Origin of the sequence: Kitasatospora sp. NPDC098663 (assembly GCF_044760075.1) — a bacterium.
GTDB lineage: Bacteria > Actinomycetota > Actinomycetes > Streptomycetales > Streptomycetaceae > Kitasatospora.
Genome location: NZ_JBIWAP010000003.1, coordinates 158,437 through 178,673 on the forward strand (window position 1 = coordinate 158,437; position 20,237 = coordinate 178,673).

Below are 20,237 nucleotides of genomic sequence, written 5' to 3' on the forward strand. Positions count from 1 at the left end.
CGGACAGGAGCAAGCTCTCGGCCAGCCGCACCGCCCACCCGTTCGCGGCGCGGCCGCCTCAAGCGGACGCCTCGGAGCCGAGGCCAAAAGTGGAGGAACGACCGATGACCCCGCAGTCCCACGCCCTTGAGCTGACCCCCGAGGAGCGCGAGGCCGGTCTCGACGCCGACCAGCTGCGCCGCCTCGTCGGCCTCGTCGAGCACGACCCGGCCACCGACCCGTTCCCCGTCACCGCGCAGGACGCGGTCGTCTTCGTGGTCGGCAACGCCACCCAGACGGCCCAGTTCTACCAGGCCGTGTTCGGCATGGAGCTGGTCGCCTACTCCGGTCCGGAGACCGGCCGTCGTGACCGCAAGGCCTTCGTGCTCCGCTCCGGCTCCTGCCGCTTCGTGATCAAGGGCGGGGTACTGCCGGACAGCCCGCTGCTGGACCACCACCGCCGCCACGGCGACGGCGTCGTCGACCTGGCCCTGGAGGTCCCGGACGTCGACAAGTGCATCGCGCACGCCCGCGCGACCGGCGCCACCGTCCTGGAGGAGCCGAACGACGTCTCCGACGAGAACGGCACCGTGCGCCGCGCGGCCATCGCCACCTACGGCGAGACCCGCCACACCCTGATCGACCGCTCCCGCTACCACGGCCCCTACCTGCCGGGGTACATCACCGCGCAGAGCAAGGTCCAGCACCCGGAGGGCTCGCCCAAGCGCCTGTTCCAGGCCCTCGACCACGCCGTCGGCAACGTCGAGCTGGGCCGGATGGACGAGTGGGTGTCGTTCTACAACCGGGTCATGGGCTTCGTGAACATGGCCGAGTTCGTCGGCGACGACATCGCCACCGACTACTCCGCCCTGATGTCCAAGGTCGTCGCCAGCGGCAACCACCGGGTGAAGTTCCCGCTCAACGAGCCGGCCATCGCCAAGAAGCGGTCGCAGATCGACGAGTACCTGGAGTTCTACACCGGCCCCGGCTGCCAGCACATGGCGCTCGCCACCAACGACATCCTCACCACCGTCGACGTGCTGCGCTCGCGCGGCGTGGAGTTCCTCAACACCCCCGACTCGTACTACGACGACCCGGAGCTGCGTGCCCGGATCGGCAAGGTGCGGGTGGACATCAACGACCTGAAGTCACGCGGCATCCTGGTCGACCGCGACGAGGACGGCTACCTGCTGCAGATCTTCACCAAGCCGATCGGCGACCGCCCCACCGTCTTCTACGAGTTCATCGAGCGGCACGGTTCGCTGGGCTTCGGCAAGGGCAACTTCAAGGCGCTGTTCGAGGCGATCGAGCGCGAGCAGGACGCCCGCGGCAACCTGTGAGTGCCGGGGAACTCTGAGCACGGTCGGGCGTACCGTGAGGACGGTCGGCTGAGCACGGTCGAGGAGGAGCAGGGAGATGGCGTACTACCGGCAGCTGGGCAGCATCCCGCCCAAGCGGCACACCCAGCACCGCACACCCGAAGGCGGGCTGTACTACGAGGAGTTGATGGGCGAGGAGGGGTTCTCTTCGGACTCCTCGCTGCTCTACCACCGGGGCATCCCCTCGGCCGTGGTGAACGCGGTGCCGTGGGAGCTGCCGGACCAGTCCACGGTGCCCAACCACCCCCTGCTCCCCCGCCACCTCAAGCTGCACGAGCTGTTCGCGGACCAGGAGTGGAAATCCGCGGACGTCGTCGGCAGCCGCCGCCTGGTCCTCGGTAACGGCGACGTGCGGATCTCGTACGTCGCCGCCGGGGCCCCGAGCGAGCTGTACCGCAACGGACTCGGCGACGAGTGCGTGTACGTGGAGTCCGGCTCCGGCACGGTCGAGACGGTCTTCGGCTCGATCGAGGTCGGCCAGGGCGACTACGTGATCATCCCGCGCGCCACCACCCACCGCTGGGTGCCGGCCGGGGACGAGCCGCTGCGCGCGTACTGCATCGAGGCCAACAGCCACATCACCCCGGCCAAGCGCTACCTCTCCAAGTACGGGCAGCTGCTGGAGCACGCGCCGTACTGCGAGCGGGACTTCCGCGGCCCGGTCGGCCCGCTGGTCGTCGACGCCGACGGAGAAGCTTCCGCAGACACCGCCGGGGGCGCCTCCGGGGGCACCTCCGGGGACATCGACGTGCTGGTCAAGCACCGCGGCCCGAACGGCGTCTCGGGTACCCGCTACACCGTGCCGCACCACCCCTTCGACGTGGTCGGCTGGGACGGCTGCCTGTACCCGTACGCCTTCAACATCCGGGACTTCGAACCGATCACCGGCCGGGTCCACCAGCCGCCGCCGGCCCACCAGGTGTTCGAGGGCAACGGCTTCGTGATCTGCAACTTCGTTCCCCGCAAGGTGGATTACCACCCGCTGTCGATCCCGGTGCCGTACTACCACGCCAACGTGGACAGCGACGAGGTCATGTTCTACTGCGGCGGCGACTACGCGGCCCGCAAGGGCTCGGGCATCGGCCAGGGCTCGATCTCGCTGCACCCCGGCGGGCACACCCACGGGCCGCAGCCCGGCGCGTACGAGCGCAGCATCGGCGTGGAGTTCTTCGACGAACTCGCCGTCATGGTGGACACGTTCCGCCCGCTGGAGCTCGGCGAGGGCGGCCGGGCCGGTGAGGACGGCAACTACGCCTGGACCTGGGCCGGGCGGGGGCCCGGGCGATGAGCGCCGCCTCGTCCGCCGCGCCCGACGCACCGGCCACCGGGGCCATCCCCGAGCTGTTCCACGGGCTCTTCGACGACGCCGCGGTGTTCCCCCCGGGGAACCTGCCGGTCGCCGAGGCGGTACCCGCGCACCGCGGGCACCGCGCGGCCTGGTACTCCGAAGCGGTCGGCCCGCTCCTGTGCGGGGCCGGCCGGCTGGGCGAGTTGGCCGCAGCGGTGGCGGGCGGTGCGGCGGTGACGTCGACCGGTGCGCCGGCTTCGGGCGGCGTGGCGATGGCGGGCGGCGCACCGCTCAGGGTCGGGCTCGTACTGCCGGGGGGCAGTGCCGAGCTCGGCCCGGCGCTCGCCGCCGCCGCGCCCTTCGAGGTGGCCGGCGTCGAACTCGCCGTCCGGGACGCCGCCGAGGCGGTCGCCGCCCTGGACCGGCTGCTGCCGCCCGACGTCCCGGCCGCCATCGAGCTGCCGCGCGAACTCCTGCGCGGCGACGGCCTGGGCGAGGTACTGGACGTGCTCATCGACAGCCCCTACCGGGCGAAGTTCCGCACCGGCGGGGTGGTGGCCGAGGCGTTCCCGAACGAGGAGGAGCTGGCCGCCTTCCTCACCGGCTGCGCGCTGCGCGGACTGCCGTACAAGTGCACCGCCGGACTGCACAACGCCGTCCGGCACACCGACCCGGCCACCGGCTTCGAGCACCACGGCTTCCTCAACGTGCTGCTGGCCGCGCAGGAGACCGACCGGGCCGCAGCAGCGGCGGTGCTGGCGGAACGCGACGGCGCGGTGCTGGCCAAGGCCGTCCAAGCGCTGACCGATCGTCAGGTTACGGTGATCCGGAACTCGTTCACCGCGTTCGGCACGTGCAGCATCGCCGAGCCCCTGGACGACCTGGCCGCGCTCGGCCTGCTGCCGTCCACGTCACAGCCCCAGGAGGACCGTTGAGCACCACCCCCCGCAGCTGGCTCGCCAGCGCCCAGGACTCGCCGTTCGGCGTGCACAACCTGCCGTACGGCGTGTTCACCGCCTCCGACCAGCCCGGTCGGCGCCGGATCGGCGTGCGCGTCGGGGACTTCGTGCTGGACGCCGCGGCGGCCGCCCGGGCGGCCGGGGCGCCGTCCGCGCTGCTGGCCGCGGACTCGCTCAACCCGCTTCTGGCGGCAGGGCGTTCGGTCTGGACGCAGGTCCGGGCCGACCTCACGCGATGGCTGACGGACGAGTCCTACCGCGAGGCGCTGTCGCCCGCGCTGGTGCCGGCGGGCGAGGTGCAGCTGCACCTGCCGTTCGAGGTCGCCGACTACGTCGACTTCTACGCCTCCGAGCACCACGCCACCAACCTGGGCCGGATCTTCCGCCCGGGCTCGGAGCCGCTCACCCCCAACTGGAAGCACCTGCCCATCGGTTACCACGGGCGGGCGGGCACGGTGGTCGTCTCCGGCACCCCGGTGGTGCGGCCCCACGGGCAGCGCAAGGCGCCCGCCGACCCGGCGCCGTCGTTCGGGCCGACCCGGCGGCTGGACATCGAGGCGGAGGTCGGCTTCGTCGTCGGCACCCCGTCCGAGCTGGGCCGGCCGGTCGTCCTGGACGACTTCCGCGAGCACGTGTTCGGCGTCTGCCTGGTCAACGACTGGTCCGCGCGCGACATCCAGGCCTGGGAGTACGTGCCGCTCGGCCCGTTCCTCGGCAAGTCCTTCACCACCTCCGTATCCCCGTGGATCGTCCCGCTGGACGCCCTGCAGCACGCCCGGGTCGCGCCGCCCGAGCGCGACGTCGAGCCGCTGGCGTACCTGGACGACCGCGGCGGCGAGCCGTGGGGACTGGACCTGGCGCTGGAGGTCCGGCTGAACGGGCACCTGGTGTCCCGGCCGCCGTTCGCCTCGATGTACTGGACGGCACAGCAGCAGCTCACCCACATGACGGTGAACGGCGCCTCGCTGCGCACCGGCGACCTGTTCGCCTCGGGCACCGTCAGCGGGCCGGAGCCGGAGACCCGCGGCGCGCTGATCGAGCTGACGTGGAACGGCGAGGAGCCGCTGAAGCTCCCGGACGGCACCACCCGGACGTTCCTGGAGGACGGCGACGAGGTCACCATCACCGCCACCGCGCCGGGGCCGGACGGCGCCGTCATCGGGTTCGGCGAGGTGACGGGGCGGGTCCAGCCGTAGCCGGCCCACCGCCGCCGGCCGACAACTGACGGCGAACGGATGACGGATAACGGATAACGGATAACAGGCGACAGATAACAGCTGACAGATTTCATCATCTGTCAGCTGTTATCTGTTACCCCCACCCCCTCCCCGAACTCCCCCTCGCGCGCCGAACCCACCGCGCCCACAGGCCTGCCCCACCAGTGGCGACGATGTCCTCGCGGCCCGTCGGCCGACCGGTCGGATGATCACGGCTCCGCGCCACCCCGGTACGGTGGACGACAGGAGTCGTCAAGACCGAGGGACGACCGGACGACCGGACGACGGGAACGGACCCGATGAGCGCAGAGGTGGCGGAGGTCCAGGTCTCCCTGGACGGCGGGGCCGGACGGATCGTGCTGAACCGGCCGCGGGCGCTCAACTCCCTGACCCACGGCATGATCACCACCATCCACGCGACGCTGGCCGAGTGGGCCGCGGACGACCGGGTGCGCACCGTCGTCCTGACCGGCGCCGGCGAGCGCGGCCTCTGCGCCGGGGCCGACCTCCGCACACTGCACGACGACGCCAAGGCCGGCGGGGCCGGCACCCGGGCCTTCTTCCGCGACGAGTACCGGCTCAACTCACTGATCGCCCACTACCCGAAGCCGTACGTCGCGGTGATGGACGGCATCACCATGGGCGGCGGCATCGGCCTGTCCGCCCACGGCGCGGTCCGGATCGTCACCGAACGTTCCACCGTCGCGATGCCCGAGACCCGGATCGGGCTGGTCCCGGACGTCGGCGGCAGTCGGCTGCTCGCACTCGCCCCGGGCGAGTTGGGCACCCACCTCGGCCTCACCTCGGCCTCGATGGGCCCCGGTGACGCACTGTTGTGCGGGTTCGCGGACCATTTCGTCCCCTCGACGCGGATCGCGGCGCTGCTCGACGCCCTGGCCGAGAGCCCCGACCCGGCCGCCGTCGTCGCCGCGCACGCCGAGCCCGAGCCGGGAGCCCCGCTCGCGGAGCAGCGCGCCTGGATCGACGCCTGCTACGCGGCCGACAGCGTCGGGGAGATCGTCGAACGACTGCTGAACTCCGGCGTGGCGGAGGCGAAGGAGGCCGCGGAGCTGATCCTCGGCAACTCCCCCACGGCCGTCACGGTGACCTTCGCCGCGCTGCGCCGGGCCCGTACGCTCCCCTCCCTGGAGGCCGCGCTCGACCAGGAGTACCGCATCTCCTGCGCCGCGCTGGGCGGGCACGACCTGGTCGAGGGCATCCGTGCCCAGGTGATCGACAAGGACCGCACCCCGCACTGGTCCCCGGCCGCGCTCACCGAGGTCGGGGAGGCGGACGTCGCCCGCTTCCTCGCGCCACGCGTGGGCGACGAGTTGGGCCTGGCCTGACCGGGCTGCGCCGCCGACCCCGCACCGCCACGCGTCATGAGCCGCACGTCATGAAGCACGCGTCACGCACCACGCGTCACGCGTCACGCGTCACGCGTCACGCACCACGATCAAGGAGCCCGCATGACCCGCCCGAGCCCTCCACCGCCCGCCGAGGACGCCGACCCGCTGTCCCGGGTGCCGCTCGGCGAGCAGGTGCGCGGACTGCTGCTGGAGGGCCTGCTGAACGGGCGCTGGCAGCCCGGCGACCGGATCGTGGAACGGCGCCTGGCCGCCGAGTTGAACGTCAGCCAGGCGCCGGTCCGCGAGGCGCTGCGCTCGCTGCAGTCGCTCGGGCTGCTCGACGCCGAGCCCAACCGGGGCGTGCGGGTGCGCGAGATCAGCCCGGCCGAACTGCGCGAGGTCTACCAGGTGCGGGCCGCGCTGGAGCGGCTGGCCGCCGAGTCGGCAGTCGTCCGCCTGGCCGGGGACACCGCCACCCTGGAGCGGCACGCGGAACGGATGGCGGCGGCGGCCGGGGCGGGTGACGCGCTCGGGCAGGCCCGGCACGGCGTGGCCTTCCACCGCGAGATCGTGGCCGCCGCCGGCAACAGGGCGCTGCTGCGGACGTGGGAGGGGCTGGGCGTGGAGGTGTGGACGGTGCTGTCGCTGCACCGGGTCCGCCCGGAGCTGCACGAGAACGCGGCCGACCACGCCCCGCTGATCGAGGCCTTCCGGCGGCGGGATCCGGAGGTCGGGCGGCTGCTGGCGGAACACGTCCTGGAGTACGCCGACCGCTCTGCCTGAGCGGATCCGGGCGGGGTCCTGGCCTGGAATTTCAGTTCGCATAAGGATGATCGATCATCGCTCACATTACCCTCCAGTAGCGGTTGACGCGCCGCCTGATCACTCCCTACCGTCCATAGAGACCTTCCATGGAGAGAAATGCCATTCCGCATCCCGGAATCGGCACTCTGAAGCACCGGCAAAGGGGAACCATCCGTGTCCCAGCTCGACCAGCTTCCCGACCACGACCCCGAAGAGGTCGCGGAGTGGCGCGCCTCCCTGGACGCCGCCCGCGACTTCGGCGGAGCGCACCGCGCCGCCCACCTGCTGCGCCGCCTCGTCGAACACGCCGAACTGCGCCGGCTCGACGTCCCGCCGCTCCTGGACACCCCCTACGTCAACACCATCCCGACCGGCGCCGAGCCCGAGTTCCCCGGCGACGAGGCGATGGAGCGCCGGATCACCGCCTGGAACCGCTGGAACGCCGCCGCCATGGTGACCAGGGGCAACCACCGCGGCGGCCTCGGCGGACACATGGCCACGTACGCGTCCGCCGCCTGGCTGTACGAGGTCGGCTTCCAGCACTTCTTCCGCGGCAAGGAAGCCGACGGCTCCGGCGACCAGCTGTACGTCCAGGGCCACGCCGCGCCCGGCGTCTACGCCCGCGCCTTCCTCGAAGGGCGCATCGGCGAGGCCCAGTTGGACCGCTTCCGGCAGGAGGCCGGCGGCGACGGCCTGCCCTCGTACCCGCACCCGCGCCGGCTGCCGTGGTTCTGGGAGTTCCCGACCGTGTCCATGGGCCTCGGACCGCTGTCGGCCATCCACCAGGCCCGGTTCAACCGGTACCTGACCGCGCGCGGCATCAAGGACACCTCCGGCTCGCACGTCTGGGCGTTCCTCGGCGACGGGGAGATGGACGAGCCGGAGTCGACCGCCGCGCTCGCCCTGGCCGCCCGCGAGGGGCTGGACAACCTCACCTTCGTGGTCAACTGCAACCTCCAGCGCCTGGACGGACCGGTACGCGGAAACGGCAAGATCGTCCAGGAGCTGGAGCGCCAGTTCCGCGCCGCCGGCTGGAACGTCGTCAAGTCACTGTGGGGCGAGGCCTGGGACGACCTCCTGGCCCGCGACACCACGGGCGCGCTGGTGCGCCGGCTCGGCGCGGTGCCGGACGGACAGTTCCAGACCTACGCCGCCTCGGACGCCCACTACGTCCGCGAGCACCTGTTCCAGGCCGCGCCAGAACTCCGGGCGATCGCCGAAACCGTGGACGACCGGCGGCTGTTGGAGATCGTCGCGACCTCCCGGGCCGGGCACGAACCGCGCAAGGTGTACGCCGCCTACCGGGCGGCGCTGGAGCACCGGGGCGCCCCCACCGTGGTGCTGGTGCAGACGGTCAAGGGCTGGACCCTCGGCCCCGGCTTCGAGGCCCGCAACGCCAACCACCAGATGAAGAAGCTCTCCGGGGCGGAGTTCCGGGCGATGCGCGACCTGCTCGAACTCCCCATTCCCGACAGCGCCCTGGCCGGCGAGCTGGTCCCGTACGCGCACCCGGGCCCGGACTCCCCGGAGGCCCGCTACCTCCGGGAGCGGCGCGCCGCGCTGGGCGGCCCCGCGCCCGCCCGCCGGGTGCGCTTCACCCCGCTCCCCGAGCTGCCCGCGAAACCCTTCGAGACGCTGCTCAAGGGTTCCGGCACGCAGGAGATCGCGACCACCATGGCGTTCGTCCGGCTGGTCAAGGACCTGATGCGGGACAAGGCCACCGGCCACCGCTGGGTGCCGATCGTCCCGGACGAGGCGCGCACCTTCGGCATGGAGTCGCTCTTCCCGAGCGCCGGCATCTACTCGCCGCTGGGGCAGACCTACGACCCGGTCGACCGCGACCAGCTGCTCCACTACAAGGAGTCGGCGACCGGCCAGATCCTCAACGAGGGCATCACGGAAGCCGGTTCGATGGCCTCGCTGACCGCCGCCGCGACCGCGTACGCCACCCACGGCGAGCCGGTGATCCCGTTCTACATCTTCTACTCGATGTTCGGCTGGCAGCGCACCGCCGACCAGATGTGGGCCCTGGCCGACCAGTTGGGCCGGGGCTTCCTGATCGGCGCCACCGCCGGACGCACCACGATGACCGGCGAGGGCCTTCAACACGCCGACGGTCACTCACAGTTGATCGCCTCCACCAACCCGGCGGCGCTGTCCTACGATCCCGCCTTCGGGTACGAGGTCGCGGTGATCGTCCGCGAGGGCCTGCGCCGGATGTACGGCAGCAGCCCCCAACACCCGCACGGCGAGGACGTTTTCTACTACCTGACCGTCTACAACGAGCCGCTGCCACAACCGCCGCTGCCGCTGCCGACCGGCACGGATGCCACCGACATCACCGACATCACCGACGGCATCCTGCGCGGGCTGTACCGCTACCGCCCGGCGGAGCCCTCCCCGGACGGCGACGCGCCCCGGCTCCAACTGCTCGCCTCGGGCACCGCCGTGCGCTGGGCACTCGCCGCCCAGCAACTGCTGGGCGAGGACTGGGGTGTGGCGGCGGACGTCTGGTCGGCACCCTCCTGGACGGAGCTGCGCCGGGAGGCACTGGACTGCGACGCGGCCAACCTGGCGCGGGCGGCGGCCGGTACGGGCGCGGCGGCACGCGCCCCCTACGTGACACGGGCGCTGGCAGGGGCGCCCGGGCCGGTGCTGGCGGTCAGCGACTGGATGCGCGCGGTGCCGGACCAGATCCGCCCGTGGGTGGAGCAGGACTGGACGTCGCTCGGCACGGACGGCTTCGGCCTCTCCGACAGCCGGGACGCGGCGCGGCGGCACTTCGGCGTGGACGCCCAGTCGATCGCGGTGGCGGCGCTGGCCGCGCTGGCCCGCCGGGGCGAGGTCAAGGCGGAGACCGTCCGGCAGGCGGCCGAGCGCTACGGGGTCCGCTTCTGACCCCTGACGTCCCGTGTCCGGAGTCCCGGGCCCGGCTCCCCCAGCGGGATGCCGGACCCGTGACGACCGTCTCGCATACCAAGACTGGCGCGAGGCGGGGCGCGTCGTAGATCGTTGGATGGTCAGGGCGCGCCCGCGCGGCGCCGAGCAGCGGAATGGGAGTCAACGGCGATGACCGAGACCGAGACCTACGAGACGATCCTGGTCGAGCGCAAGGGCCGGGTGGGGCTCATCACGCTCAACCGGCCGAAGGCGCTCAACGCGCTGAACACCCAGCTGATGAACGAGGTGGTCGCGGCCGCCACCGCCTTCGACCGGGACCCGGAGATCGGCTGTCTGGTGATCACCGGCTCGGAGAAGGCGTTCGCGGCCGGCGCCGACATCAAGGAGATGCAGGGCAACCGGTTCCCGGACGTCTACCTGGACGACTGGCTGGGCCCCTGGGACCGGCTCGGCGCGCTGCGCAAGCCGGTCGTGGCGGCGGTGGCCGGGTTCGCGCTGGGCGGCGGCTGCGAGCTGGCGATGCTGTGCGACATCCTGCTGGCGGCGGACACCGCGAAGTTCGGGCAGCCGGAGATCAAGCTCGGCGTCATCCCCGGCATCGGCGGCTCGCAGCGGCTGACCCGGGCCGTCGGCAAGGCCAAGGCGATGGAACTGTGCCTGACCGGCCGGATGATGGGCGCCGAGGAGGCCGAGCGGGCCGGCCTGGTCTCCCGGATCGTCCCGGCTGACCAGCTGCTGGCCGAGGCCCTGACGGTGGCCGAGACCGTCGCGGCGATGTCCACCCCGGCGGCGGTCATGCTGAAGGAAAGCGTCAACCGCGCCTTCGAGACGACCCTCGCCGAAGGCGTCCGCTTCGAGCGCCGGCTGTTCCACGCGGCGTTCGCCACGGCGGACCAGAAGGAGGGCATGGCGGCCTTCGCCGAGAAGCGTCCGCCGTCCTTCACCAACCGGTGATCTGGCCGCTGACGGCAGACGACTGACAGCCGACAAGTAACAGATAACAGCTAACAGATTTCGTCAGCTGAAATCTGTTAGCTGTTATCCGTCGGCTGTCAGCCGCCATCCGTCAGCCGCTGTCACGCCTCGTCCACCAGTGCCGTGTTGAGCCGGGCGAGCCCGCTACGGGTGGCGGCGACCACGATCTGGTCGCCGGGGGTGAGGCGCCGGGTGCGGTCGGGGAAGTTCCACTGCAACTGCGTGCTGCGGGCGAACCGGACGGCGATCACCCGGACGCCGCCCGGGTCCTCCAGGTCGTGCCGGTTCATCCCGATCAGCCCGCTGCCGTCCTCGACCGTCAACTCGGCGATCAGCAGCACGTGCCGGAACACCGACAGCATCCCGCGCACCTCGCGCCCCATCAGGGCGGCGGCGAAGGCAGGTGCGGCCAGGTAGGAGACCGAGCGCGAGGCCGCGTTGTCCAGCGTCGCGTAGAAGTGCCCGGCGAAGTTGTCGTCGAACAGCCTGACCACCACGCGGACTTCGGGATTCCCGTGGCGCGCCTCCAGGGCCGCCTCCAGGTTGGTGGCATCGTCGCCGCTGACCGCGACCAGCGCCCGGCTGTGCTTCAACCGGGCGCGGCGCAACTGCTCCTCGAACGGGCCGTCGCCCAGGACCACCGGGATGCCGAGCGCCCTGGCGGCCGCGATGCCCCGGGCCTGCGGGTCGCGCTCCATGCAGACCACCGGCACGCCCAGTTCGTGCAGTTGGGCCGCGACCCGGGTGCCGACGTTGCCGAGGCCGACGACGATCACGTGGTCCCGGGTGCCGGCCCCGGGGTTGCGGGGCTGCCCGCGCCGCCCGGAGCCGAGCACCTCCACCGCGATGGCGGTGGCGACCGGGGCGAAGGTGATCCCGCAGATGGTGATCACCACCTGCGCCACCCGCTGCCACAGCCCGCCCGTCCCGGTCCCGGCGGCGATGTCGGCGAGTTGGTCGGGCTGGGCGGCGCCCGCGAGGTCGAGCAGCGAGATGTAGATGGTCCAGCCGAAGTTCCGGTTCAGGTACCAGAGCACGCCGAAGGCCATCAGCACCGCGGCAAGGGCGGTGAGCAGCACCAGCCGCATCCGGGCGCTGGTGAAGAAGCGCATCATGTCGAGCAGCCGCCAGCGCGCCCGCCGTGCCCAGCTGATCGGTTCCCTGGGTTCGATGCGCAGCGCCTGGAGGGCGGCCACGCCGCCCGGTTCCTCCTCGGGCGCCGGTCCCGGTTCCGCTTCGCGGCGGACGCCACCGGGACGGACCGGCCCGTCGTCGCCGAACTCGCTGGCGAGCCGGACGAAGTCGGCCGAGTCGCCGCGCTGTTCGGGCAGCAGGCGGATCCTGCTGAGGTCCTGGCGGTCGATGTGGTCGGCGACCACGCAGATCCGGTCGGAGGTGATGGCGTCGTCGAAGGCGATGTGCAGGAAGCGTCCGCCGATCTCGACCGAGTTGGGCCGCCCGAGCGCCGCCGCGGCGAAGGCGGGTGCGGCGGTTGCGGATCCGGAGAGCGCGGCACCGTTCCTGAGCAGCCGTTCGATGTTCTCGCCGAGGCGCTGGTTGAACATCCGGAGCACGATCCGCAGGTCCGGGTTGTGGCCTTGGGCGCTGAGCGCGGCGTGGATGTTGTCCTGGTCACTGCCCTCGACGAGGGCGAGGCCGCGGGCGGTGTCGATCGACACCTCGCGCAGCGCCTCGTCGGTGATGCTGGCGTACTCGACGACGGCGGCGACGCCGGGGAGTTGCTCGATCTGCGGCGCGTGGTCGCGGGTGCGATCGGCGACCAGGACGACGACCGGGACCTCGTAGTGCTCTACGAGTTCCAGGACCAGCCGGTGGGCCAGTGCGTTGCCCCCGCAGACGATGTAGTGCTGACTGACCGGCTCGACCGAACGGGTCCCCCACCCTTCAGAAGTCATACCGCCGGATGATATCGACGGCAGGCGACCGGACGATGTCGTTCCGGCGACCGGAAGGCCACCGGAGCCGCTCCATCGAACATTCGTCTCCTCCCTCTCCTGTTCCCCCCGACCTGCCTCCTTCCCCCGACCTGCTTCCTTCCCCCGAACGGCCGTACCCGACGCGCCGGTCGGCGGTGGCCCGGCCAGTCTGGGGTTCGGCCCCTGCCCGTCCCCGGCCCCGAGGAGTGCACCACCGTGGTTTCCCCGATCATCACCCCCGACGGTTCCCCGGTCCAGGGTCCGCTCGGCCAGCTCGCCAAGGCCGCCTGGCAGGTCCTGCTGCTCGCCGGAATCGTCTCGCTGGCCCTCGGAATCGTCGTCTTCGTCTGGCCGAAGGAGACCCTGCTGGTGGTGGGCGTGCTGTTCGGCCTCTACCTGCTGGTCATCGGCATCGTGCAGTTGGTCGCCGCGTTCGGCACCCACGCGACCACCGCGCTGCGGGTGCTGGCCTTCATCAGCGGGGCGATCTGCGTCCTGCTGGGGCTGCTCTGCTTCCGCAGCGCGGCGCAGTCACTGGTCCTGCTGGCGATCTGGATCGGCATCGGCTGGCTGTTCCGGGGCATCACCCAGCTCGCCGCCGCGGTCTCCGACCCGCAGATGCCGGCCCGTGGCTGGCAGGCCTTCGCAGGCGCGGCCAACACGGTGGCCGGTGTGCTGCTGCTGATCTGGCCGGTCGGTTCGATCGCGGCGTTGGCCGTCCTGGCCGGCTGCTGGCTGGTGATCCTCGGGCTGATCGAGATCGTGACGGCCATCCAGATGCGCGGCCGGGCCAAGCAGATCCCGGCGGGGGTCTGACTCCACGACCCGACTTCACGGCTTGACGCCGTAGGTCTGACGCCTCAGGTCCGTCTCCAGGGGGCCGACTCCGCAGGTCACGCGGAAGGCCAGGAGGCCGCCGACGTCCCTGACCGGTGCTACCGTGCCGGCGGTTGCGCGGCGCGCACTCAGCGCCAGACCGGCGCGTCCGTCCCCCAGCGCCCCGGCGGGCGGGACCAGTCGGTGGGCGCGCCGGTGTAGGCGATGGGCGGCAGGGCGTGGCGCAGCCGTCCGTAGGCGGAGTCGGTCTCGGCGAGCCACCGGGCCGGGTCGTACGCCTCGGTGTCCGGAGTGCCCTCCGCCGAGGCAGCAGGGGCGGGCGCCTCGGGCGGGATGCCGTGCAGCAGCCACGAGGCCGTACCGGCGAGGGAGAACCGCAGGTGGCGGCCGCCGGGCCGACCGGTGCGCTGCTCGGTGAGGGCGCGCAGGACGGCGGCGGCGACGAGGTAGCCGGTGCCGTGGTCGAGAGCCTGGGCGGGCAGTACGCCCGGGCGGCCGTCGGGGCCGGCCTCGTGGGCGGCGATGCCGACGCCGGCCTGGACGAGGCTGTCGAAGCCGCGGCGGCCGGCCCAGGGGCCGGTCCAGCCCCAGGCGCAGAGCTGCGCGACGATCAGGCCGGGATGGCGGGCCGACAGTGCGTCGGGGGTGAGGCCGTGCGCGTCGAGGGCGCCGGGGCGGTAGCCGGTGACGAGGACGTCGGCGGTGGCGAGCAGGCCGTCGAAGACGGCGCGGTCGGCGGGATCGGCGGGATCGGCGAGGTCGAGACGGGTGGAGCGCTTGCCGAAGCCGGTGTCGGCGTGGGCGTCGTCGGCCTCGGGGAGGTGGGGCGGGTCGACGCGCAGGACGTCGGCGCCCAGCAGGGCGAGGGTGCGGGTGGCGACCGGTCCGGCGATGACCCGGGTGAGGTCGAGCACGCGGATCCCGGCGGCGGGCCGCTCCGGGCCTGCGTCGCCGAGCGGGCGGACGGGCGCGGTGCCGGTCACCCGGCTCTCCACCAGGGGGTGCACGGTGGCACTGACCGGCGCGACGGCCACGGCGAGCGCCCCCGCCTCGAACGCCCGCTCCTGGACCTGCTCCGCCGGCAGTTCACCCAGCAGCTTGGCGAGCTCTTCGGGCCCGGCGTCGGCGGGCAGGTCGAGGGCGGCGAGCAGTCGGGCGCGGTGGTGCGGGTAGTTGGCGTGGGTGCGGACCCAGCCGTCCGCGGTGCGCCAGAAGCCGGAGTGCGGGGCGAAGCTGACGGGTGTGCGGCCGTCGACGGTCAGGTGGCGTTCGCTGACGAAGGCCGTGGCGACGGCGCCCTGGTCCACCCGGACGGCGGGGACCGGGCCGCCGGTGCGGTGGGCGGCGAGTTCGGCGGCGGCCAGCGAGCAGGCGGCCACGGTGGCCCGGGCGAGCCTGCGCACCGGAAGACCGGAGGGCAGGACGTCGCCGGGGCCGTGGAAGGAGACCCGCCCCAGCAGGTCCGCCGATCCGCCGAGGGCGGCCCAGAGGTCGGCGGTGGCCCGGTCCGCGGGTTCCCCGCCGGGGGCGGGCTGTTCGGCGGACGCAACCTGCTCAGCGGGCACGGGCTGATCGGTGGGCGCGGGCTGATCGGTGGGCCGGGTACCGGGGAAGGTCGGACGCTCTGTCATGCCCGGCATTGTGCTCCCGTTCTCAGGCGCTCGCTGTGACGCCCGCCACCAGCATCAGCAGCACCGCCGAGACGAGGGTCATCCGGCGCGCCGCGCGGGGGGTGCCGCCCAGCCGTCCGCCCAGGCGTCCGCTGGCGTGCGCGACCAGCCCGTACACGACGGCGCAGGCCAGCACGTTGAGCGAGCCGAGGGCGAGCACCTGCCCGCCGACCGGCAGCGCGGCGCCCGGCTCGACGAACTGCGGCACCAGGGAGAGGTAGAGCAGCAGCCCCTTGGGGTTGAGCAGGGCGGTCAGCATGCTCTGGCGCAGCACGGTCGCGGTGGGCTGCGGCTTGGGCTCGGTGAGGGCCGTGGCGCCCCCGCCCTTGCGCAGCGCGAGCAGCATGCTGACGGCCAGCACCAGCAGGTACGCGGCGCCGGTGAGGCGCAGGACGGGCAGAGCGGCGGGGACGGCACGCAGCGCGGCGGCCAGGCCGGCGCTGGAGAGCAGGGTGTGGACGGCGTAGCCGGCGCAGACGCCGCCGACCGCGATGAAGGCGGCGCGCCGGCCCTGGCCGAGGCCTCGGGCGGCGATGTAGAGCCAGTCGGGCCCCGGTGTGCAGACCAGCAGCAGGTCGACTCCGAGGAAGAGGAGGAGGGCGTGGGTGTCCATGGGTGGCGGCGACCTGTCGTGCTCGTTCGGGCGGGTCCCGGCCGTTGGTCCGGAGATCCTCGCGGCACCTGTCCGGTGCGTTCGGTCACTGAAGGTAGCCGGATAGCCCTGGCACGCGATGGCCACTTCCTGCTCGCCCGGCCCGCGTTTTGGCAGAATATTGCGCCATGGACCGAATCGACCGCAGAATCCTCCGCGAGCTCCAGCAGGACGGCCGCCTGACCAACGCCGACCTGGCCGCACGGGTGGACCTCACCCCCTCCCCCTGCCTGCGCCGGGTCCGACAACTGGAGCAGGACGGCGTGATCCGCGGCTACCGCGCGCTCCTGGACGGCACGGCGGTCGGACGCGGCTTCCAACCCTTCGTCACGATCACCATGCGTCACGAGGATCAGGTGACGGTCGCCGAGTTCGAACGCCGGGTGGCGGAGCTGCCGGAAGTGGTGGAGGCCCACCGCCTCTTCGGGGAGCCCGACTACCTGCTGCGCATCGCGGTGGCCGACATCGTCGCGTACGAGCGCTTCATCACCGACGTGCTCTCCGGCCTGCCGGGGATCGCGCAGGTCAACTCCCATCTGACGATGAAGCAGGTGAAGGCCGACCGGGGGCTGCCGATCGGCGGGTAGGGCGCGAACGGGGGTTCGGAGGGCTCGGAGGGTTCGGAAGGCTCAGAGGGCTCAGAGGGCTCAGAGGGTTCGGAAGGCTCAGAGGGCTCAGAACGTGAAGCGCAGCGACCGGACCCGGTGGTCGAAGTTGGACGGCACGATGTCCGGCTCGCCCACCGACCGCACCTCGGGCAGCCGGGCGAACAGCTCGCGGAACAGCACCTTCATCTCCTGCCGGGCCAGGTGCGCCCCGATGCAGTAGTGCGGCCCTCCGCCGCCGAAGCCGAGGTGGGGGTTGGGCGTGCGGGTGATGTCGAACGCGTCCGGGTCGGGGAAGACCGTCTCGTCCCGGTTGGCCGAGCCGAAGAACAGTGCGACCTTCTCCCCCGCGCGCAGCAGCGGGCCCCCGGGGCCGCCGAGCTCGTGGTCGACGGCGAGGGTCCGGCGGAAGTGGATGATCGGCGTGGCGTGGCGGATGATCTCGTCGACCGCACCGCCGAGCCCTCCGTCGAGGTCCGCGAGCAGCAGGGCGCGCTGCTCCGGGTTCGCGGTCAGCAGGTGCAGGCCGTGGGCGAGCGCGTTGCGGGTCGTCTCCACGCCGGCCACCAGCAGCAGGGAGAAGAACGCGCCGAGTTCGCGTCCGGTGAGCCGGCGGCCGTCCACGTCGGCGGTGACCAGGGCGGAGATCAGGTCCTCGGTGGGCCTGCGGCGACGCTCATGGCCGATCGAGGCGACCATGCCCTGCATGCGGGCCAGCGCCAGCAGCCCGCGCCCGGGCATCCGGATCCGGCGGCGCAGCGGGCGGGCCACGCCGATGTTCTCGGAGGCGTGGTTGACCTGGTCCAGGATCATTCGGCGCGGGTGTTCCGGGATCCCCATCATGGTGCAGATCACCTGGAAGGGGAGCTCGGCGGCCACGGAGGTGACGAAGTCCTCCGGCCGCCGCCGCTCGACGTCGTCGACCAGGCGGGTGGCGACACGGCGGATGTCCTCCTCGACCTGGCCGAGCAGCCGGGGGGTGAAGGCGCGCGAGACGATCCTGCGCAGCTGGGCGTGCCGGGGGTCGTCGAGGTTGACCATCGAGTCGCCGAACACCAGGCGGACCCAGCGGGGCGGTTCCGGGGTCGTGACGCCGGGGCCGCTGAGGAACACCGCGGGGGTGCGGCTGGCCTCGACCACGTCGGCGTGGCGGACCAGCGCGTGGAAGCCCCGGCCGGTGGCGGGATCGCCGAAGAACACCGGCGCGGGGAGTCTGCGCAGTTCGGCGAAGGCGGCCGCGCGGGCGGGGGCGGGCAGCTGCCAGAAGCGGGGGTCGGAGAGGTCGGCGGCGGGGGCCGCCAAGCCGGTCGAGGTCTCCATGGCCGGGCCTCCTGCTTCGTGTGCGACGTCCACCCGACAGCCACCGTCGGTGCCGGGGTGTGCACATTTAGTGAGCAAGCGGGGGGGCGATGTCAAACCATGCCGATGGTCGTACGAACGGGTTGGCGCGGTGGCCGGGCCGGGTGTCTCGACGCACGGCGGCACGGGGCCGGGCATGGTCTCACGGGGTGGAACCGGCCAATACCGGAGGGTGCGGTCCGGGCCGGGCGGGGCGGGTGCGACGATGAGTGCCATCGTGATGACCGACCGGATCCGCCTGCTGCGCGCCGTGGTCTTCGCCGCGCTGTGCGTGGCGCTGGCCGCCGCGGCGCACGTCGCCATGGCCGGAGCCGGGGTCTCACCACCGGTGCTGGCCGGCGTGTTCGGGGTCGTCCTCGGTCTGACCTGGCTGCTCGCCGGCAAGCGGCGCGGGCTCGGCGCAATCAGCGTCTGGATGGTCGCGACGCAGAGCGCGCTGCACCTGTTGTTCGAACAGGCCGCGGCGCTCGGCCGGGGAGGCGGCGGTCTCGGCCGACTCGCCACCACGGACTGGGCCGCGCTGCTGCTCTGCAACCCCGAGCGCATCCCCGGCGGGCTCTCCCCCGTCGACCTGGCCCGCATGGCGGGCCTCGACCCGGACGTCCCGCCCGCCGCCAACGGCCTGCACGCCATGGCGGGCATGCACCACGGGACGGCGGCGGGTGTGGTTTCCGCCCCGGTGTCGGTAGCCACGTCCGCGTCGGTCTCCACGTCGCTCTCCGCTTCGGCTTCGGCTTCGGCTTCGGCTTCGGCCGATGGGACGGCGCTGGACGTGGCCGGGATGGCGGGGATGCCCTCCGGGACGACACACGGCATGGCACACGGGATGGCGCACGGGATGTCCTTCGGGATGATCGCCGCCCACGCGCTCGCCGCGCTGGCCTGCGCGCTGCTGCTGTGGCGCGGTGACGCCGCGCTGGTCCGGCTCTTCGACCTGCTCGGCGCGCTCGGCGCCGTGGTCGCGGGAGTGCTGGTGCTCCCGCTGCTGGCGCTCTTCGCGCGCCCCTTCGGCTACCGCCCGCCAGCTGCGCCCCGGCCCACCGGCGGCCGGACCCGGCCGTCCCGGTCGGTGCTGCTCACCCATGCCGTGGTCCGGCGCGGCCCGCCGGTGCTCGCGCTCGCCCGCTGACGCGCCCGCCGTCCCCACCCCCTCCGCCCACCGCCCCCGGCAGCCCACCGCCGCCGGGGACCGCAGGGCTCACGGGGTTCGCTCGACGGGCAGGTCGCCCTGCCGCTCGGCCGCTCCTCCGCCGCCGTGCCGCCAGGGCCCGGACCCGCGCCTGCCCGCCGTCTCCTCCATGGAGACGCCGCGGGCCGCGCGGAAGTCCCATGGACGCCGACGGCGCCGCCTCGGGTGGCGCCGCTCCCAGCCCTCCCCTCAGGACCTTCGCATGCCTGACTACGACGGCACACCGGCTTGGGCCGGCGCCACCGTCCTACCGCTCCACGGCCTCCGGCCCGTCCGGAGCCTGACCGCCCCCGAGACCTCGCACGCCGAGTCCGTCCAGCAAGCGGGCCGACCACTCCTCCGACGGACCGTCGGCGGCGCTCGCCCGGACGCGGCCGCGCAGTTGCTCGGCCCGCTCCAGCCACGCTCGGCAGCCGGCGCAGCGCGCGACGTGCCCGTCCAGCCGGCCATCCGGCAGTCCGGTCGGTTCGCCGTCGAGCCGGGCCGACAGGGCGGTACGGAACTGCGCGCATCTCATACGACCATCGTCCCGCACTGCCCTCACGGTGGGACCGGCCGGGTGGGAGGCCACCGTGGATGACGAGCAGCTCACCGCGCTCGCGCTGACCGCCCGCGCGGGCCGGGCCCCGGACGTCGAGGCCTTCGTCCGCGCCACCCAGCGGGACGTCTGGCGGTTCGTCGCCCACCTCACCGACGTCCAGTCCGCCGACGACCTCGCACAGGAGACCTTCCTGCGCGCGCTGCGCGGCCTGCCCGCGTTCGCCGGCCGCTCCTCGGCCCGCACCTGGCTGCTGTCGATCGCCCGGCGCACGGTGATCGACCGGTACCGGACGGCCGCCGCCCGACCGCGCTGCGCGGCGCTGCCGGACTGGCAGGAGGCGGCGGAGCGGCAGGGGGCCGAACCGGCGGCCGGGTTCGAGGACGGCGTCGCGCTCGGGGACCTGCTCGACCGGGTGCCCGCCCAGCGGAGGGAGGCCTTCGTGCTCACCCAGGTGGTCGGCCTGAGCTATGCCGAGGCGGCCGAGGTCGCCGGCTGCCCGATCGGCACCGTCCGCTCCCGAGTCGCCCGCGCCCGGGAGGAGCTGATAGCCCGGCTCCGCGCGGCCGAGGGCGGGGAACTCGCAGCGGCCTGCTGAG

17 protein-coding genes are annotated in these 20,237 nt (G+C 73.1%); 12 read left to right on the forward strand and 5 right to left on the reverse strand.

Features of this window, described 5'->3' with window-relative positions:
• Positions 1–104: 104 nt before the first annotated feature.
• From hppD to ACIQVZ_RS04475, 8 genes are all read left to right on the forward strand, one after another.
• Entirely contained in the window at positions 105–1,319 is a 1,215-nt protein-coding gene (hppD, locus tag ACIQVZ_RS04440; protein ID WP_350875044.1) for a 4-hydroxyphenylpyruvate dioxygenase, read from the forward strand.
• Positions 1,320–1,395: 76 nt separating this feature from the next.
• Positions 1,396–2,646, forward strand: coding sequence for a cupin domain-containing protein (locus tag ACIQVZ_RS04445; protein WP_350875042.1), 1,251 nt, complete (start codon positions 1,396–1,398; stop codon positions 2,644–2,646).
• On the forward strand, positions 2,643–3,581 hold the full coding sequence (locus ACIQVZ_RS04450) for a hypothetical protein (RefSeq protein ID WP_402447151.1): 939 nt from the start codon (positions 2,643–2,645) through the stop codon (positions 3,579–3,581). Before ACIQVZ_RS04445 ends, ACIQVZ_RS04450 begins: the two co-directional genes overlap by 4 nt.
• The gene (gene fahA / locus ACIQVZ_RS04455) at positions 3,578–4,801 is read left to right on the forward strand and encodes a fumarylacetoacetase (RefSeq protein WP_402447154.1); all 1,224 of its coding nucleotides are present in this window, start codon (positions 3,578–3,580) and stop codon (positions 4,799–4,801) included. The genes ACIQVZ_RS04450 and fahA overlap by 4 nt, the downstream gene beginning before the upstream one ends.
• 320 nt (positions 4,802–5,121) lie before the next feature.
• Entirely contained in the window at positions 5,122–6,168 is a 1,047-nt protein-coding gene (locus ACIQVZ_RS04460) for an enoyl-CoA hydratase/isomerase family protein (protein WP_402447156.1), read from the forward strand.
• 123 nt (positions 6,169–6,291) lie between these two features.
• Positions 6,292–6,954 carry a GntR family transcriptional regulator gene (locus tag ACIQVZ_RS04465; RefSeq protein ID WP_402447159.1) on the forward strand — a complete coding sequence of 221 codons (663 nt, stop codon included), beginning with the start codon at positions 6,292–6,294 and terminating at the stop codon, positions 6,952–6,954.
• Between the two features lie 195 nt (positions 6,955–7,149).
• The gene (aceE, locus tag ACIQVZ_RS04470; protein WP_402447162.1) at positions 7,150–9,873 is read left to right on the forward strand and encodes a pyruvate dehydrogenase (acetyl-transferring), homodimeric type; all 2,724 of its coding nucleotides are present in this window, start codon (positions 7,150–7,152) and stop codon (positions 9,871–9,873) included.
• 171 nt (positions 9,874–10,044) lie between these two features.
• Complete coding sequence (locus ACIQVZ_RS04475) at positions 10,045–10,830, forward strand: enoyl-CoA hydratase (protein ID WP_063349877.1); 786 nt, start codon at positions 10,045–10,047, stop codon at positions 10,828–10,830.
• Between the two features lie 122 nt (positions 10,831–10,952).
• Here ACIQVZ_RS04475 and ACIQVZ_RS04480 read toward each other — a convergent pair whose 3' ends face one another.
• Positions 10,953–12,767, reverse strand: a complete 1,815-nt coding sequence (locus ACIQVZ_RS04480) for an NAD-binding protein (protein ID WP_402447166.1) — start codon at positions 12,765–12,767, stop codon at positions 10,953–10,955.
• A gap of 237 nt (positions 12,768–13,004) precedes the next feature.
• On the opposite strand from ACIQVZ_RS04480, the gene ACIQVZ_RS04485 reads away from it, so the two are divergent.
• A complete protein-coding gene (locus ACIQVZ_RS04485) occupies positions 13,005–13,604 on the forward strand; it encodes an HdeD family acid-resistance protein (protein ID WP_350875026.1) in 600 nt (199 codons plus the stop codon).
• Positions 13,605–13,753: 149 nt separating this feature from the next.
• On the opposite strand, the gene ACIQVZ_RS04490 is transcribed toward ACIQVZ_RS04485, so the two are convergent.
• Both ACIQVZ_RS04490 and ACIQVZ_RS04495 read right to left on the reverse strand, forming a co-directional pair.
• Positions 13,754–15,256 (reverse strand): CoA transferase, encoded by a 1,503-nt coding sequence (locus ACIQVZ_RS04490; RefSeq protein ID WP_402447169.1) that lies wholly within the window; start codon positions 15,254–15,256, stop codon positions 13,754–13,756.
• 22 nt (positions 15,257–15,278) lie between these two features.
• Positions 15,279–15,908, reverse strand: a complete 630-nt coding sequence (locus ACIQVZ_RS04495; RefSeq protein WP_350875021.1) for a LysE family translocator — start codon at positions 15,906–15,908, stop codon at positions 15,279–15,281.
• A 167-nt stretch (positions 15,909–16,075) separates the two neighbouring features.
• On the opposite strand from ACIQVZ_RS04495, the gene ACIQVZ_RS04500 reads away from it, so the two are divergent.
• Positions 16,076–16,534: an Lrp/AsnC family transcriptional regulator gene (locus tag ACIQVZ_RS04500; RefSeq protein ID WP_350875019.1), complete on the forward strand. Its 459-nt coding sequence runs from the start codon at positions 16,076–16,078 to the stop codon at positions 16,532–16,534.
• A gap of 87 nt (positions 16,535–16,621) precedes the next feature.
• Here the strand turns inward: ACIQVZ_RS04500 and ACIQVZ_RS04505 are convergent, their stop codons facing one another.
• A complete protein-coding gene (locus ACIQVZ_RS04505; RefSeq protein WP_402447174.1) occupies positions 16,622–17,872 on the reverse strand; it encodes a cytochrome P450 in 1,251 nt (416 codons plus the stop codon).
• Positions 17,873–18,116: 244 nt separating this feature from the next.
• On the opposite strand from ACIQVZ_RS04505, the gene ACIQVZ_RS04510 reads away from it, so the two are divergent.
• Positions 18,117–19,040 carry a hypothetical protein gene (locus ACIQVZ_RS04510; RefSeq protein WP_402447177.1) on the forward strand — a complete coding sequence of 308 codons (924 nt, stop codon included), beginning with the start codon at positions 18,117–18,119 and terminating at the stop codon, positions 19,038–19,040.
• A 307-nt stretch (positions 19,041–19,347) separates the two neighbouring features.
• Here the strand turns inward: ACIQVZ_RS04510 and ACIQVZ_RS04515 are convergent, their stop codons facing one another.
• On the reverse strand, positions 19,348–19,617 hold the full coding sequence (locus ACIQVZ_RS04515; RefSeq protein WP_402447180.1) for a zf-HC2 domain-containing protein: 270 nt from the start codon (positions 19,615–19,617) through the stop codon (positions 19,348–19,350).
• Between the two features lie 55 nt (positions 19,618–19,672).
• Between ACIQVZ_RS04515 and ACIQVZ_RS04520 the strand changes: the two genes are divergently transcribed.
• Positions 19,673–20,236, forward strand: coding sequence for a sigma-70 family RNA polymerase sigma factor (locus ACIQVZ_RS04520; protein WP_363579536.1), 564 nt, complete (start codon positions 19,673–19,675; stop codon positions 20,234–20,236).
• Position 20,237: the final 1 nt, after the last annotated feature.

Coding starts and splice junctions, on each gene's coding strand:
- hppD (WP_350875044.1), top strand. CDS start 105: ATGACCCCGCAGTCCCACGCCCTTGAGCTGACCCCCGAGGAGCGCGAG.
- ACIQVZ_RS04465 (WP_402447159.1), top strand. CDS start 6,292: ATGACCCGCCCGAGCCCTCCACCGCCCGCCGAGGACGCCGACCCGCTG.
- ACIQVZ_RS04495 (WP_350875021.1), bottom strand. CDS start 15,908: ATGGACACCCACGCCCTCCTCCTCTTCCTCGGAGTCGACCTGCTGCTG.
- ACIQVZ_RS04500 (WP_350875019.1), top strand. CDS start 16,076: ATGGACCGAATCGACCGCAGAATCCTCCGCGAGCTCCAGCAGGACGGC.
- ACIQVZ_RS04490 (WP_402447169.1), bottom strand. CDS start 15,256: ATGACAGAGCGTCCGACCTTCCCCGGTACCCGGCCCACCGATCAGCCC.
- ACIQVZ_RS04510 (WP_402447177.1), top strand. CDS start 18,117: ATGAGTGCCATCGTGATGACCGACCGGATCCGCCTGCTGCGCGCCGTG.
- ACIQVZ_RS04475 (WP_063349877.1), top strand. CDS start 10,045: ATGACCGAGACCGAGACCTACGAGACGATCCTGGTCGAGCGCAAGGGC.
- ACIQVZ_RS04460 (WP_402447156.1), top strand. CDS start 5,122: ATGAGCGCAGAGGTGGCGGAGGTCCAGGTCTCCCTGGACGGCGGGGCC.
- ACIQVZ_RS04515 (WP_402447180.1), bottom strand. CDS start 19,617: ATGAGATGCGCGCAGTTCCGTACCGCCCTGTCGGCCCGGCTCGACGGC.
- ACIQVZ_RS04480 (WP_402447166.1), bottom strand. CDS start 12,767: ATGACTTCTGAAGGGTGGGGGACCCGTTCGGTCGAGCCGGTCAGTCAG.
- ACIQVZ_RS04505 (WP_402447174.1), bottom strand. CDS start 17,872: ATGGAGACCTCGACCGGCTTGGCGGCCCCCGCCGCCGACCTCTCCGAC.
- ACIQVZ_RS04445 (WP_350875042.1), top strand. CDS start 1,396: ATGGCGTACTACCGGCAGCTGGGCAGCATCCCGCCCAAGCGGCACACC.
- ACIQVZ_RS04450 (WP_402447151.1), top strand. CDS start 2,643: ATGAGCGCCGCCTCGTCCGCCGCGCCCGACGCACCGGCCACCGGGGCC.